Source organism: Comamonas sp. C24C (genome assembly GCF_053345995.1).
On record NZ_JBKFBC010000006.1, the window covers coordinates 227,308 to 242,330 of the forward strand.

The 15,023-nt window shown below is 64.7% G+C and carries 14 protein-coding genes and 1 other RNA gene; 7 read left to right on the forward strand and 8 right to left on the reverse strand.

Translation table 11 applies throughout. The features are described 5' to 3' along the window. Positions 1 to 91: 91 nt before the first annotated feature. The 3 genes from ACLBXN_RS13415 to ACLBXN_RS13425 are packed head-to-tail and all read right to left on the reverse strand — an operon-like array spanning position 92 to position 3,645. Entirely contained in the window at positions 92 to 859 is a 768-nt protein-coding gene (locus ACLBXN_RS13415; protein ID WP_447612440.1) for an SDR family NAD(P)-dependent oxidoreductase, read from the reverse strand. 60 nt (positions 860 to 919) lie between these two features. Then, entirely contained in the window at positions 920 to 2,824 is a 1,905-nt protein-coding gene (locus ACLBXN_RS13420) for a feruloyl-CoA synthase (protein ID WP_447612441.1), read from the reverse strand. Between the two features lie 38 nt (positions 2,825 to 2,862). After that, the gene (locus ACLBXN_RS13425; RefSeq protein ID WP_447612442.1) at positions 2,863 to 3,645 is read right to left on the reverse strand and encodes a crotonase/enoyl-CoA hydratase family protein; all 783 of its coding nucleotides are present in this window, start codon (positions 3,643 to 3,645) and stop codon (positions 2,863 to 2,865) included. Positions 3,646 to 3,803: 158 nt separating this feature from the next. On the opposite strand from ACLBXN_RS13425, the gene ACLBXN_RS13430 reads away from it, so the two are divergent. Both ACLBXN_RS13430 and ACLBXN_RS13435 read left to right on the forward strand, forming a co-directional pair. Beyond that, positions 3,804 to 5,498 (forward strand): MBL fold metallo-hydrolase, encoded by a 1,695-nt coding sequence (locus ACLBXN_RS13430; RefSeq protein ID WP_447612443.1) that lies wholly within the window; start codon positions 3,804 to 3,806, stop codon positions 5,496 to 5,498. Between the two features lie 66 nt (positions 5,499 to 5,564). Beyond that, positions 5,565 to 6,332 carry a pseudouridine synthase gene (locus tag ACLBXN_RS13435; protein ID WP_447612444.1) on the forward strand — a complete coding sequence of 256 codons (768 nt, stop codon included), beginning with the start codon at positions 5,565 to 5,567 and terminating at the stop codon, positions 6,330 to 6,332. A 57-nt stretch (positions 6,333 to 6,389) separates the two neighbouring features. On the opposite strand, the gene ACLBXN_RS13440 is transcribed toward ACLBXN_RS13435, so the two are convergent. Further along, on the reverse strand, positions 6,390 to 7,418 hold the full coding sequence (locus ACLBXN_RS13440) for a Bug family tripartite tricarboxylate transporter substrate binding protein (protein ID WP_407714276.1): 1,029 nt from the start codon (positions 7,416 to 7,418) through the stop codon (positions 6,390 to 6,392). Positions 7,419 to 7,445: 27 nt separating this feature from the next. Continuing rightward, a complete protein-coding gene (locus tag ACLBXN_RS13445; RefSeq protein WP_291608769.1) occupies positions 7,446 to 7,931 on the reverse strand; it encodes a DUF3237 domain-containing protein in 486 nt (161 codons plus the stop codon). Between the two features lie 100 nt (positions 7,932 to 8,031). Between ACLBXN_RS13445 and ACLBXN_RS13450 the strand changes: the two genes are divergently transcribed. Continuing rightward, positions 8,032 to 8,832: a helix-turn-helix transcriptional regulator gene (locus tag ACLBXN_RS13450; protein ID WP_447612445.1), complete on the forward strand. Its 801-nt coding sequence runs from the start codon at positions 8,032 to 8,034 to the stop codon at positions 8,830 to 8,832. 41 nt (positions 8,833 to 8,873) lie between these two features. Here the strand turns inward: ACLBXN_RS13450 and rnpB are convergent. Both rnpB and ACLBXN_RS13460 read right to left on the reverse strand, forming a co-directional pair. Continuing rightward, positions 8,874 to 9,211: RNase P RNA component class A (gene rnpB, locus ACLBXN_RS13455), an RNA gene on the reverse strand. 21 nt (positions 9,212 to 9,232) lie between these two features. Further along, complete coding sequence (locus ACLBXN_RS13460; RefSeq protein ID WP_447612446.1) at positions 9,233 to 10,057, reverse strand: helix-turn-helix domain-containing protein; 825 nt, start codon at positions 10,055 to 10,057, stop codon at positions 9,233 to 9,235. 91 nt (positions 10,058 to 10,148) lie between these two features. On the opposite strand from ACLBXN_RS13460, the gene ACLBXN_RS13465 reads away from it, so the two are divergent. Beyond that, positions 10,149 to 11,063, forward strand: coding sequence for a DMT family transporter (locus ACLBXN_RS13465; RefSeq protein WP_211457106.1), 915 nt, complete (start codon positions 10,149 to 10,151; stop codon positions 11,061 to 11,063). Here the strand turns inward: ACLBXN_RS13465 and ACLBXN_RS13470 are convergent. Beyond that, entirely contained in the window at positions 11,047 to 11,211 is a 165-nt protein-coding gene (locus ACLBXN_RS13470; RefSeq protein ID WP_223305621.1) for a hypothetical protein, read from the reverse strand. The genes ACLBXN_RS13465 and ACLBXN_RS13470 overlap by 17 nt on opposite strands. A gap of 414 nt (positions 11,212 to 11,625) precedes the next feature. Between ACLBXN_RS13470 and ACLBXN_RS13475 the strand changes: the two genes are divergently transcribed. The 3 genes from ACLBXN_RS13475 to ACLBXN_RS13485 all read left to right on the forward strand — a co-directional run. Continuing rightward, a complete protein-coding gene (locus ACLBXN_RS13475; RefSeq protein ID WP_447612447.1) occupies positions 11,626 to 12,945 on the forward strand; it encodes an MFS transporter in 1,320 nt (439 codons plus the stop codon). 74 nt (positions 12,946 to 13,019) lie between these two features. Continuing rightward, positions 13,020 to 13,697, forward strand: a complete 678-nt coding sequence (locus ACLBXN_RS13480) for a DUF2848 domain-containing protein (protein ID WP_034377128.1) — start codon at positions 13,020 to 13,022, stop codon at positions 13,695 to 13,697. 14 nt (positions 13,698 to 13,711) lie between these two features. Next, positions 13,712 to 15,023 (forward strand): amidase (locus ACLBXN_RS13485; protein WP_447612448.1); only part of this gene is annotated, 1,312 nt, incomplete at its 3' end.

Consider the following 15,023-nt stretch of genomic DNA (forward strand, 5'->3'; position numbering starts at 1 on the left):
GTCTCCTGCTTGAAATACGGACTCTTCGGTCCTGTGGAATCAATACACGTCTCGATAGCAAACAAACGGGCTGTCAGCAGCCCGCACTGCCTCAGCGCGGAGCCATGCGCAGCGCACCATCCAGGCGAATCACCTCGCCATTGAGATGATCGTTATGCACGATATGAACAGCCAGGTCGGCAAACTCCGAAGGCTTGCCCAGGCGCGAAGGAAAGGGAATGGACGCCGCCAGCGACTGCTGCACGGGCTCGGGCAATTCCTTCATCAACGGCGTGGCGAACAAGCCTGGCGCCACGGTACAGACACGAATGCCGTGCTGGGCCAGATCACGCGCCATGGGCAGCGTCATGCCGACCAGTCCGCCCTTGGATGCGCTGTAGGCCTGCTGCCCCACCTGGCCGTCAAAGGCTGCCACCGAGGCGGTATAGAGAATCACGCCACGCGCGCCATCCTCCAGCGCCGCCAGCTTGGCGCAGCGTGCGGCAAACAGTCGCGTCATGTTGTAGCTGCCAATGAGGTTGACGCGAATCACGCGCTCAAAGTCTTCCAGCGGTGCGGGCTCGCCATCGCGGCCGATCACGCGCTTAGCCGTCCCGATGCCGGCCACATTCATGAGAATGCGCGCATCGCCACCCCATTGCTCGCGAACGGCATCCAGTGCAGCCGTCACGCTGGCCGCATCGCAGATATCGCACTCCAGCGCCAGTCCGCCGATCTCGGCAGCCACCGCCTTGGCCTTGTCGATCTGACGATCCAGCACGGCAACCCTGGCCCCTGCGGCAGCCAGCGCACACGCCGTGGCTTCGCCCAGGCCCGAGGCTCCCCCGGTCACGATGGCAATCTGATCCTGAACTTGCATATCACTATCCTTTCAAAAGCTGCTTGCGCTTTCTGTTATCGGGCTCAAGCCGGTACGGGCTCAGAGATTCGGCTTCAGGATCAGGGCCAGTGTTTCGTCATACAGGCCGCTCACCACATCGGCACGGTGCTGGAGCACGGCACGCTGGTTGATGGAGCCCTTGTCCGTGACTTCGCCCAGGTCCAGCGATGGCGGTTTGATCGCCACCACTGCACGCGCAATGCGGGTGGCGCTGCCGGTGGCCGTCTGCGCCAGCTCATTAAGAACCGTCTGCAGATGCTGCTGCACCGGCTCGCTGTGCATGATCTGCTCCAGCGTCGCTCCCGCTGCCAGGCCGCTTAAGGCCGCACAGGCCGGGGTCCCGAAAACGATGGCACCGACCTCCTTGCGATCCAGGCCGGTCAGCACCACGTCCTGGATATAGGGCGCGCCTGCGTGAATGATCCTCGCGCGCAGCGGCCCCACATTGACGAATGTGCCCGTGGCCAGCTTGAAGTCTTCGGCAATGCGGCCATCGAAGCGCAGACCCTGGTCTCTATCCTGCGGGTCGCGCCACTGCACGGCGTCGCCGGTGCGGAAGAATCCGTCCTCGTCAAATGCCTCTGCCGTGGCTTCGGGCGCGCGCCAGTAGCCAGGCGTGACGTTCGGCCCGCGATAGCGGACCTCCAGCTTGCCGTCCACAGGCGCCAGCTTGAGCTCCAGACCCGGCACCGGTACGCCCAGGTCTCCGGAGCGCACGTCGGGACGGTTGATGAACAGGGCCGATGGCGAGGACTCGGTCATGCCCAGGCCAGTTCCCATCACGATGCGCTCGCCGCACTCGGCCTCCTGCGTGCGGTGCAGGCTATCCCAGACGGGCTGCGCCAGAGAGGCTCCGGCATAGAAGAACAGCTTGACGCGCTTGAGCAGGCTGCTGCGCAGCTGCGCATCGCTTTCCATGGCGCGGGCGATGTATTCAAAGCCGGTGGGTACGTTGAAGTAAACGGTGGGTGAGAGCTCGCGCAGATTGCGCAGCGTCTCGGCAATGCCCGTCGCCGTCGGCTTGCCTTCATCGATGTAGACCGTGCCGCCGTGGTAGAGCGCAAGGCCGATGTTCTTGTTGCCGCCAAAAGTGTGGTTCCAGGGCAGCCAGTCCACCAGCACGGGCGGGCCTTGAACCATATCGGGCATGGTCTGGGCAATCTGCTGCTGGTTGGCGCACCACATTCCGTGGGTGTTGATGACGGCCTTGGGCAGCTTGGTCGATCCCGAGGTGAACAGGAACTTGGTAATGGTGTCGGGCCCGGTGGCCTGCATGGCAGCATCCACTGCAGCTGTGGGCTCGGTCGCCAGCAGGTCGGCAAACAAGGTGCAGCTCGGGGCCTCGACGGCGGGCTTGCGGTACACCACCTCACAGCCCTCGGGCAGCACGGCGCGTACCGCCTTGTCATAGCGCGCCGCATCGGCAGCAAAGATCAGGCCGGGCGTGAGCGTATCGACCACATGGCGCAACTTGGCGTAATCGGTGCTGACCAGGGAGTAGGCTGTGGAGACCGAGCAATAGGGCACGCCCGCATACAGGCAGCCCATGGCCAGCATGGCATGGTCCAGGTCGTTCTCGCTGAGGATGATGACGGGACGCTCTGCCGAGAGTTTTCTGTCCACCAGTGCCTGCGCAATGCCGCGTGCCGCAGCCAGCGTCTGGGCATAGCTGATGCGTTGCCAGTCTCCTGTGCTGCCGTCTGCCAATCGCTGCCGCTGGGCGATGAAGGTCTGCTGCGGCGTGGTCTGCGCCCAGTGCACCAGCCTGTCCGTCATACGCGCTGCATGCCCTGCCAGCTCCTGGTCGGAGCGCACGTAGAAAGTGCCGTCGCCCGCTTCCCTGACCCGGATGCTGCGCACGCCGAACTCCAGCTCGCGGTAGCGGGGCCTGCCCCCCTCTGCCACCTGGCCCAGAGCCTGCATGGCTGTGTCTGTCTCCTGCATTGTCTTTGTCTCCACAGCGTTGTTTTTTGAGCTTGCTTTCAGTCCTTGCTGACCTTGGCGGCCCGCCCGGACAGAAATTCCTGCAAACGGAACTTGGCTTCTGGCGCGCTCTGCGCCACGGCGGCCATCAGAGCTTCGGTCATCAGCCCCTGATCGGCAGGCTGATCGGCAATCCGGGGCAACGCATGCATGAGTGCGTAATTGGTCATGGGGGCGTTTTCAGCAATGCGCAGCGCCAGCTCCACAGCCTTGTCCAGCGCATGTCCTTCTGGCACCAGATATTGCGACAGACCGATACGCTCGCCCTCTTCGGCCTTGTACACACGGCCCGTGAACATCATGTCGGCCATGCGCGCCGCACCGATCAGGCGCGGGATGCGCACCGAGCCGCCGCCGCCGACAAAAATGCCGCGCGAGCCTTCTGGCAAGGCATAGAAGGTGCTGCTGTCGGCCACACGGATATGACAGGCACTGGCCAGCTCCAGACCGCCGCCCACCACGGCGCCATGCAGGGCGGCGACCACGGGCACCGCGCCGAACTGCACCTGACGCAAGGCCTCATGCCACATGCGCGAATGCAGAACGCCCTGGGCCGCATCGCGCTCGCTGAGCTCACTCAGATCCAGGCCGGCGCAGAAATGCGGGCCATCGCCATCCACCACGGCCGCACGCACGCTGCTGGGGAGATTCATGAATACATCGCGCAGACCCAGCACCAGTCCATCGGACAAGGCATTGCGCTTGGCAGCGCGCATCAGGCGAATGACGGCAACCTGTTCGGCTTCGCCACGGAATTCAACTGCAATTTCTTTATGAGTCATAACCATTCCTTTTGCATCATTATTGTTATTTCAAATAACTAAATGCAAGACATCCTCAGAGGTTTGCTCTCAGTGCTTTCCCCGATTCGGGCGCTGTAGTGCGCAACTAGTCCAGGCGTGACAGGCACGAAGCCTGCGACTTCGCATAATGTGACCTCATGACATCAACCAGCCAGCCCCGTCCCAGCCAGCTCCTTCTGCCCCAGCGCGAACCGGTGCCCACGCGCGACGCCTCGACCTTGCTGTTGCTGCGCGACTGCGCCGACGGCAATGGTTTCGAAGTGCTGATGACGCGACGCGCCGATCAGGGTATTTTTGCCAATGCCTACGTGTTTCCTGGCGGAGGCCTCGAGGATCAGGATGCGGCCCCTGCCAACCACGCGTTGGCGCGGGTTCGTCCCACCATGGCGGAGATTGCCGGCACCGACCGCATCACACAGGTATTGGCAGGCATTCGCGAGACGTTTGAGGAGCTGGGCATCCTGCTGGCCTATGACCAGGCCGGCCGGCCCGTGCCTGCGGCCGAAGTCGAGCAGCTGGACCGCAAGGCATCGCTGTACGAGCAATGCCGCGCGCGCGGCTGGAGCCTGGCCGTGGATCAGCTCTGGTATCTGGCCCACTGGACGGCGCCGCTGAACCTAGCAAAGCGCTTCAACGTGCCGTTTTTCGTGGCCCGCATGCCCGAGGGCCAGACAGCGTTAGCCGACGAGACCGAGCAGTTCGAGCCCACCTGGATCAGCCCCCAGCAAGCCCTGCAGCGCTTCGAGGAAAAGGAACTGTTTATCCTCTTCCCCACCCAGCGCACCTTGCAACGCCTGACGGGCTATGCCGACACGCAGGCCGTGCTGGATGCCCTGCAGGGTGAAAAGCCACTATGGCACGCCCACCCTCGTGCGGGCTATCTCAAGGGGCAGGACACAAGACAGCTGGAAACCGATACAGCCTACGGCGAGCTGGAGATGGTCCATCCCGACGGCCAGGCTGCTCACCATCTCGACTGGCAGTTTGAAAAAGCCGTGCCGCTGCGCAAGAACCTGATGCGTCTGACGGCCCCCAACCCCGGCATGATGACCGGCCCCGGCACCAACAGCTATCTGGTCGGCGATGCGCATACCGGCTATATCGCCATCGACCCCGGACCGAACGATGCCGAACATCTGCAGCGACTGCACGATGCCGCCGGCGGCGATATCCGCTACATCGTCTGCACCCATTCCCACCCCGATCACTCGCCGGGTGCCGCACCGCTGCAGGCCATGGTCCTGCTCTCCGGCCATGCCAGCCCCCCCATCATGGGCCTGCCGTCTGCGCCCACGGCACGTGCCAACAGCCGCTTCAGACCTGAGGTGACGCTGCAGGACGGAGAGCGCATCACACTTCGCGGACAAGGGGAAGAAGGCGAAATCACGCATACGCTGCAAGCCATCTTCACGCCCGGCCACGCGGCCAACCACCTGTGCTTTCTGCTGGAGGAGGACGCACTGCTATTCAGTGGCGATCACATCCTCAATGGCAGCACCACCGTCATCAGCCCGCCGGACGGCAACATGATCGATTACCTCGATTCGCTGGACCGGCTGCACTCCCTGTGTCTGGAGTACGACATTCGCTACATCCTGCCTGCCCACGGCTACGTGCTGGGCTTTGCGCAGCATCAGATCACCCGCCTCAAGGCCCACCGCCTGGCGCGCGAGGCCAAGGTGCATCAGGCCATGCGCACCAAGCCGGACGGCAGCATTCAGGACTGGGTGGCGATTGCCTATGCCGACACGCCGCAAGCGCTGTGGCCCGTGGCCCAGCAATCGCTGCTGGCGCATGTGGAGCGCATCCAGAAGCTCTGCCTGGGCCGATAGCGCGCCGCAAGCGCCGTGCTAGACCTGTGGACAACTAGGACATGGCCGGAGCATTAAGCTCTCGCCATGTCTGAATCCCTGCCTGAACAAGAAAGCATCCGTCTAGCCAAGCGCCTGGCGGAGCAAGAACAATGCTCGCGCCGCGAGGCCGAGCTCCATATCGTCGCGGGCAATGTCCAGGTGGATGGCAAAGTGGTGCAAGTGCCCGAAACCCGTGTCCGCCCCGACCAGGTAGTGGTCCTGCGCAAGGACGCCAAGCCTGAAGCCATTCCGCCCGTCACCATCCTGATGAACAAACCCGCGGGCATGACCCAGGGCAAGGCCTATGGCCGCGTGCGCAGCGCGCATTCGCTGCTGAGCGAGGACACCAAGGCCAAGCTGGACACGCCCATGCCCCAGCTGGTGCTGGACCATCACTTCAGGAATCTGGAGTCGTTTCTGACGATTCCGCTGCCTGCCAGCGGCCTCATCGTCTACACCCAGGACAAGCGCGTGGCACGCAAGCTGGCCGAGGAAGGCATGTGGCTGGAGCAGGAAATCATCGTCGGCGTGGAGGGCCAGATCATTGAAGATGGCCTGGAGATCCTGTACGAAGGTCTACCCATTCCCGGCGGTAACGGACATCGCCGCATGCCTCCCTGCCATGTCAGCTGGCAAAGCGAAAACCATCTGCGCTTCGCTCTCAAGGGCATTGCGCCCGAAGAAGTCGAGAAGATGTGCGCTGCCATCGGCCTGACGGTGCTCAGCATGCGCCGGCTGCGCCTTGGCCGCGTGTCGCTGGCCAAGGTACCCGAGGGTCAGTGGCGCTATCTGATGCCCTGGGAAAGGTTCTGAGCGGAACGGCCTTCGCGTGCCGCCAACCGGACTCGGCCACGGCACGCACCGGTTCGTTCAATCCGCCTTGAAGCCCGTCGCTGCCACCGCCTTGCCCCATTTGACGGTATCGGCAGCAATGATGTCGGCAAACTGCTGCGCACTGGTGCCCGTAACTCTGAAGCCTGCCTCCTGCAGCCGCGCCCTGCCGTCGCCCGATTGCAGGACCTTGAGCAGATCGGCATTGAGTTTGCTCACCACCTCCGCAGGTGTCCTGGCGGGCGCAACGATGCCGAACCAGGAGCTGAACTCCAGGTTGCCAAAGCCCTGCTCCTTCATGGTCGGCAACTCGGGCAACTGCTCCACACGCGCGCTGCCCGTGCTTCCCAGGGCCACCAGCTTGCCGGCGCGCACCTGCGGGATCGCCATGCCGGAGGAAGCAAACACCCCCTGCACATCGCCGCTGAAAATGCCGCTCAAGGCATCCGAAGTGCTCTTGTAGTGCACCACCTCGGGTTTGGACTGCACGGCATCGCCAAACATATAGGCCCCGAAATGCCCCGGCGTGCCCGCTCCGAAAGTGGCCATGAACAAGCCGTTTTGCTGCCGGGTCCAGGCCACAAAGTCCCTGACGTTGCGCGCCTTGACCTTTTCGGGATTGACCAGCAGCACGAAGTCGGAGCTCACCACCTGGCTGACGGGGGCGAAATCCTTGCGCGGCTGGTAGGCAAGCCGTTGGTAGGTATTGGGCGCAATGCTGAGCTGTCCGGTCTCGGCCAGCATGATGGTGTAGCCGTCGGCCGGTGCACGCGCTGCCTCGCTGGCTGCGATCAGGCCGGCAGCACCGGGCTTGTTGTCCACCACCACGCCCACGCCGCCCCATGCTTCAGAGAGCTTCTGTGCGAGCAGGCGGGCCACTACATCGGGTCCCGTGCCCGCCGGAAAGCCCACGATCATGCGCACCGTCTTGCTCGGATAAGCCGTCTGGGCCTGAGCGACGCCCAGGGCTGCACTGCCGCCGGCCAGCAGTGCCAGGGCCATCAGCCGACGTCGCCAGGCCCGTGCAGAAGCGGGTCCGGGCAGGTTGTGGGCTTGCAGTAATTTCATGTTTTGTCTCCTTGTTGCGATGCTGTTTCACAGCACTTCGAAAAACCGCATGACGACCTGCTCCGGAAAGCGCGCTCCCGCGCCCACGAACAGGCGCTGCCCCAGCCAGGCAAAGCGCTTGGAGGCTGTTTCAAAGCGGGGCGCACAGCGAAAGTAGATCGCCGAGGGATCGACGCTCTCGCCGCGGCGCAGACGCTGCATCAGCTCGGCCGGCCCGGTGCGCAAGGCATGGTTGCTCACATAAATCAGATCGCCGCCGTCGGTTTCGATGACATAGCGCGCGTCCAGCTCGGCCACTTCCTCGCTGACCAGCAGCTGGAAGTCTGCCCCGCCCGGCAACACACGCGCCGACCAGTCCTCTCCCTGCACCTGGCCGCCGACGATGGGAATCACACGCCGCAAGCCGCGTGTCGTTTCTCCCACCTCCTGCGCCGGCCCCACCTGCACGCGAAATTCGGCAAAGTGGCGCAGCCCTGGAGCGGCAATCTGGAAATCATGGTTTGGCGACAGCATTGCTCTCCTTGCGATGTCTAGGCACAGGAACATGAGCGTAAGCACTGTTGAAGATTTCGCTGTCCCCCAAGAAGATGACAGCCCACGCCAAGACACACCAATGAGAACCTGGACGCTACCTTCGACGACTGATGCCATGCCGGCCAGCGGCATGGCCCAGGCCAGCACCTTGCTGGCCGGTCTGGTGGAGCATCTGGGACAGAGCTGTTTTGCCCAGGCCGCACTGGATCAGCTGAGCGCCATCGCACCCACGGCCTCGCTGTCGGTGTATCGCATCGGCAGCTGCCGGCCGCAGCTGTTTCTATCGGCCTCCCAGGGCGTTGCGGACACCACACACCAGTGCTGGAGCGCCTATCTCTCGGGGCCCCAGCACGAGGACAGAAGCTGGGGCCAGGAATGGCCCGGACATATGCGCACGCCAGGCGCGCGCAATCTGGTCCATGTGCAGGCCAACGAGGTCACGCCCTTGCATCGCCAGCGCGTGTATGACGCGCATGACGTGGCTGAGCGCATCTCGATTGCCGAGCCCGGTGCCGACGGCTCGGTGTTTGCCGTCAACCTCTATCGCCATGCGCACCAGAAACCCTTTGCCGACCGGCATCTGAGCGACTTCGCGGACCTGTCCAGCGCCCTGATGGCCCTGACGCACAAGCACCTGGCGCTGACGGCGGACATGGCTGCTGGAGATGAGAGGTGGCCGGCTCACCTGCGGGAGCTGGCACCGGGTCTGACGGCGCGCGAACTCGAGGTCTGCCTGCGCCTGCTGCGCGGCATGACCCAGGACGGCATCGCGGCCGATCTCGGGCTGAGCGCAGCCACGGTCAAGACCTATCGCAACCGCGCCTTTGCGCGGCTCGATATCCACCACCGCCATCAGCTGTTCGCGCTGATGGTGGAGTGAATGCAGTGGATTCGCCGGACTGTGTCCGGCCGAGGAAGAAGGTGTGAAGTGCGCCGATAAGCCGGATTCTGTGCACAACGGTTGCCCGCCATGTGACCGCCATTAATCTTGGCCATCAGTCGCCTGATGGCTCGGTGCTACCTACCCGCACACTCCGGGGGCCCCGTCAACGTGTGCCTACTTGGTATTGCTGCGCGTAGAGATTGCCCGTTTCACCCTGGTTGGTCTGCCTTGCGGCACTCCTGCCAGACTCGTCTCTGTTGCTCTGATCCTCACCTCACGGTGGACAGCTGTTAGCTGCTACGCCGCCCTATGCAGTCCGGACGTTCCTCCAGTACGGCCTTTCGGCACTTGTACCAGCGGCGGTCTGGCGCACTTCACGGCGCGCATTATCCCGCGTTCAGAAAGAACTTGCACAGAACTCGCGCCTGAACTGCTCGGGAGGCAGGCCTGATTCGCGCTGGAACATGGCAATAAAGGCCGATGGCGTGCTGTAACCCAGGTCGTAGGCGATGCGCTGCACGGTATGCCCGGCCTCCAGCGCGTCGATGGCCTGCAGATAACGCATGCGCTGGCGCCATTCCCCCAGACTCATGCCCAGTTCGCGCTGACAGTGGCGGGCCAGGGTTCGTTCCGTCATGTGCACGGTCTCGGCCCATTCGGCCAGACTGCGATGGTCGTCGGGGCGCGACTGCATGGCATCCAGCACCTGCACCAGCGCGGGATGCCGGGCCACGGGCAGAAAGCTCAGCTCCAGCGGTGTGGCTCGCAACTGGTCATGCACCACCCGGGCCAGACGCAGGTCTGCGTCCGTCACCGGGATCTGCACGCCTCGGGCGCCGAAGTCCGCCAGCACGGCTTTGACGATGGGTCCCAGGCGCATGCAGCCCGCCGTCTGCGGCAGGTCCGCACACAGATCGGGGGCCAGATAGACGGAGCGGTACTGCACCGCATGCTGCAGATAGCAGCTATGCACCACGCCCGGCGGAATCCATACCCCGTGCTGCGGCGGACACAGGATATGGCCGCTGGGCACATCCATGCTCAGACTGCCGTGGGCCGCATAGTTCAGATGCCCCCAGCGGTGGCTGTGCGGCGGAGCCTCGCTGTGTTCGCCGAACTCGTCATAGCGGAAGTAATAGCTGCCAGGCACTGTGTCGGTGTCCAGTATCTGTACGGCGTACCGCTTGGTGGCCGGGCCGGGAGTCGGGGCAGAGGCAGGCATGGGTTCGTCCGGCTTGAGTTATGAAATGTCTGAAATCAGCAATGCGCTTCAAATACGTCAAGCGCATCATAAGCACCTCAAGGAGTTTCATATGGGTGCATACCTATTACCACTGGGCGCGGTGCTGATCTGGTCGGTCAACACCGTGGTCAGCAAGCTGGCCGCAGACAGCATCAGCGCGGCCGAGATCGGGTTCTTTCGCTGGCTGGTGGCGGCCGTGCTGTTCACGCCCTTCGTCCTGCCCTCGATCTGGCGCCAGCGCGCCGACATCAAGCCCCTGCTGCCACGGATTGTGGTGCTGGGCGTGCTGGGCATGGTCATCTACCAAAGCCTGGCCTATTACGCTGCCCACTTCACCACGGCCACGCACATGGGCATCATCGGCTCGCTCACGCCCATGCTGGTGCTGGCCCTGGCCGTGTTCATGCTGGGCCAGCCGCTGACGCATGGCGGCATCTGGGGCTCATTGCTGGCGATTCTGGGAGTCGCGCTGGTGGTTTCATCGGGCCGGCTCAGCCATCTGGCTTCCGAGGGCCTGAACCTGGGCGACGCCATGATGTTCCTGGCCATGCTGGCCTATGCGGTCTACAACATCCTGCTCAAGCGCTGGCCCATGCCGCGCCTGGCCACGGTGCAGCTGCTGTATCTGCAGGTGCTGGTCGCCGTGGTCGTGCAGTTCCCGCTCTATCTCTTCTCGCCCAAGACCGGGCTTGACGCCGGCAATCTGCCGCTGGTGGGCTATGCCGGCATCATGGCCTCCATCGCCGCGCCGCTGCTGTGGATGAAGGCGGTACAGACGCTGGGGCCCGGGCGATCGAGCATGTTCTTCAATCTGATTCCGGTATTCACCGCCCTGATTGCAGCCTTCGCACTGAACGAGCCCCTGGCGGCCTACCACGCCGTGGGCGGCATCATGACGATTGCCGGTCTGCTGCTGGCCGAACTCTGGAAGGCCCCGCTGCGCGCGCGCCCCGCCCTGGCCTGCGGTGCTAAAGCAGCAGATTGAGAATCGCGTAGCTCATCAGCGACAGCAGACTCACCACGAACACCAGCATGACCCAGGGGCCCCAGCGCTGCTCGCGCCAGGAAAAACCGACCAGCAGGCCGACGCAACAGACCCCCAGCAGCACCAGAATTGTGTTGAACGTGAGCAAGAGCAGTCCTCCCTCAAACAGACTTTGCCTCATTGTTCCCGATTGCAGGCCCAAGGGGAAACACCATCTCCCTAGGGCTTGATGTGAATCAATCGCCAATCTCTGGCACCAGGCGCAGACCGGGGTTTTGAGCGGCCCGGCAGCGCGATCCGGAGCGCATAAATCCTAGGGTTTTCCCGCGCCTTATCGGTGCACGCCTGCCTCATGCCGGTGCACAGCCCGCACCACCTCTGCTCATAAGAATTTGCATTCAGGGCCGCTCAGAATTTCTTGTTGGACAGCCCCTCGCTGCCTTTCGATACTGCCGCCACAGGAACACCGGCCCGCGCCGCATTCCACTGTTCCAAGACACACAGGAGCGCCAGCAAAAGCGCCCCATGTGCCCGCTGCACTTTCGCATACAGGAGACTCCCCATGAGCAGCCCGGCTTCCGCCACCCACCCTCTTGCCGGCCATGCCGGTGCGCACGCGCACCCCGACATGGACGCCACCTACCGCAAGATCACCTGGCGCCTGATCCCCTTTCTGGTCTTTCTCTTTGTCCTGGCCTGGATAGACCGCGTCAACGTCGGCTTCGCCAAGCTGCAGATGCTGCAGGACCTGCAGTTCAGCGAAGCTGTCTACGGCCTGGGCGCCGGCATCTTCTTCATCGGCTACTTCCTGTTCGAAGTGCCCAGCAACCTGCTGCTGGAGAAGATCGGCGCACGCAAGACGCTGGCGCGCATCACCATCCTCTGGGGCCTGGCGTCCATGGCCATGGCCTATGTGACCACGCCCACCATGTTCTATGTGCTGCGCTTCATCCTGGGCGTGGTCGAGGCAGGCTTCTTCCCCGGCGTGGTGCTGTATCTGACCTACTGGTTCCCGGCCCGCCACCGCGCCCGCATCAACGGTCTGTTCATGACCTCGTTCGCCATCGCCGGCGCCGTGGGCGGCCCGATCGCAGGCGCCATCATGAACGGCATGCAGGACGTGGGCCATCTGGCCAACTGGCAATGGCTGTTCATCCTTGAAGGCATTCCCTCGGTGATCGCCGGCTTCTTCGTGCTGGCCTGGCTGCCCGAGAAGCCCGAGAACGCCAAGTGGCTGAGCGTCGCCGAGCAGCGCGCCGTCAGCGCCGCCGTGGCCGAGGAAAGCCAGCAAGGCCACAAGCAGCATTCCTTCGCCGATGCCTGCCGCAACTACCGCGTCTGGCTGTGCGCTGCCGTGTACTTCTGCATCGTCAGCGGCAACGCCACGATCGCCTTCTGGTCGCCGTCCATCATCAAGGAGATCGGCATCCAGAACAATCTGCAGATCGGCCTGATCTCGGCCATTCCGTTTCTCGCCGGCACGCTGGCCATGGTCTGGAACGGCATGCATTCGGACAAGACCGGCGAGCGCCGCATGCACAGCGCCATCGCCGCCTTGATCGCCGCAGCAGGCCTGATCCTGACCGGCATGTTCCTGCACAACGCCGTGCTGGCCCTGTGCGCACTGACGCTGGCTTCCGTCGGCATCCTCGCCGCCTTCCCCGTGTTCTGGTCCATTCCCTCGGCCTTTCTGGCCGGCACGGCGGCCGCCGGCGGCATCGCCCTCATCAACTCCGTTGGCAACCTGGCCGGCTTTGTGGCGCCCTACATGATCGGCGCGCTCAAGACCAGCACCGGCTCGCTGTCCTCGGGGCTGTACTTCGTGGCCGCGCTGGAGTTCCTCGCCGCCTTCCTGGTCGTGCTCTTCGTCAAGAAGCAGTGACCGCCTGACGCTGCCTGCGCAGCGCCGCCATGCGGGGCCCAAGGCCCCGCCTTCCCCTTTTTGAGCTTTCCGCCATGCAACTGCAATTCACCACCCCCGAAGGCCAGACCCTGGCCCCCATCTTCGACACCCTGATCGTCGCCGGCTGGGCCGGTCGCGACCATGCGGCCATCGAGCACCACATCGAAGAGCTGGCCGCGCTCGGCATTCCGCGCCCCAGCGCCGTTCCGCTGTACTACCGCATCGCCAGCAACCAGCTGAGCCAGAGCAGCACGCTGCAGGTGCTGGGCCCGGACTCCTCGGGCGAGGCCGAGGTCTTCGTCTTCAGCCATGACGGCGAGATGTTCGTGAGCCTGGCCTCGGACCACACCGATCGCAAGCTCGAAGCCTATAGCGTCGCCTTCTCCAAGCAGGCCTGCATCAAGCCCGTGGCCACCCAGGCCTGGCGTTTTGCCGATGTGGCCGGCCACTGGGACGAGCTGATCCTGCGCTCCTGGATCGTGGAGGACGGCCGCGAAGTGCTGTACCAGGAAGGCACGCTGGCCAGCCTGCGCACACCCCAGGACCTGATCGCGGGCTACACCGGCGGCCAGAGCCAGCTGCCCGAAGGCAGCGGCATGACCTGCGGCACCATGGCCGCCATCGGCGGCATCCGCCCTGCCACGCAGTTCGCCATGGAGCTGTACGACCCGCGCAGCCAGCGCAGCATCCGCCACCGCTACCGCAGCGAGCTGCTGGACATCGTCGCCTGAACACGGAGCTACCCATGACTTCTGTCTCTCCCCGCCTGGACCAGGTCTCCGAGCGCCTGGCCCAAGGCCAGACCAGCGCCGTGCAACTGGCCGAGCAGGCACTGGAGCGCGCCACGCAAGGCGAAGGCCCGCGCGTCTTCACGCGCCTGCTGCCCGAGCAGGCCCTGGCCGAAGCCCGCGCCAGCGATGTGCTGCGCGCGGCCGGCCTGGCACGCTCGCCCCTCGAAGGCCTGCCCATCTCGGTCAAGGATCTGTTCGACATCGAGGGCCACCCCACGCTGGGCGGCTCCAGGCTGCTGGCCGATGCCGCACCCGCCACGCAGACGGCCGAAGTCGTGCAGCGCCTGCGCCGCGCGGGCGCGGTCATCGTGGGCACGACCAATATGACCGAGTTCGCCTACTCGGGCCTGGGGCTGAATCCGCACTACGGCACGCCGCGCAATCCCTGGCAGCGTGAAAACGACGGCGGCCGCATTCCCGGCGGCTCGTCCTCCGGCGCGGCCATTTCGGTGACCGACGGCATGGCGCTGGCCGCCATCGGCTCGGACACCGGCGGCTCGGTGCGTATTCCCTCGGCCCTGTGCGGCCTGACCGGCTTCAAGCCCACGGCGCGCCGCGTGCCCATGCAGGGCGTGTTGCCGCTGTCGGCCAATCTGGACTCCATCGGACCGCTGGCGCCCAGCGTGCGCTGCTGCGCCGCGCTGGACGCAGTGCTGTCGGGCCAATCGCATGGCGAGCTGCGCGCAGCCTCGCTGCAGGGCCTGCGCCTGCTGGCGCCCACGAATGTGGTGCTGGACGGCATGGACGGCGCCGTGGCCGCGGCCTGGCAGCGTGCGCTGTCGCTGCTGTACGCGGCCGGCGTGCAGATCACCGAGGCCGTGGTGCCGCCCTTCTCCGAGCTTGCGCAGATCAATGCCAAGGGCGGCTTCACCGCCGCCGAGGCCTGGGCCTGGCACCGCAGCCATATCGACGGCGCCGGCCGCCTGGCCGAATACGATCCGCGCGTGGGCACGCGCATTCTGCGCGGCAAGGACATCAGCGCGGCCGACTATATCGAGCTGCTGGCACTCCGCCAGCAGTGGATTGCCCGAGTGGAGGCGCAGATGGCCGATCACGACCTGATGCTCATGCCCACGGTGCCCGTGATCGCGCCCAAGATTGCCGATCTGCAGGCCAGCGACGAAGCCTATTTCGCGGCCAACGGGCTGATGCTGCGCAATCCCACGCTGATCAACTTCCTCGACGGCTGCGCGGTGTCCCTGCCCTGCCACCGCGCAGGCGAAGCGCCCGTGGGCCTGAGCCTGGCCGGCACGGCCGGTCAGGATC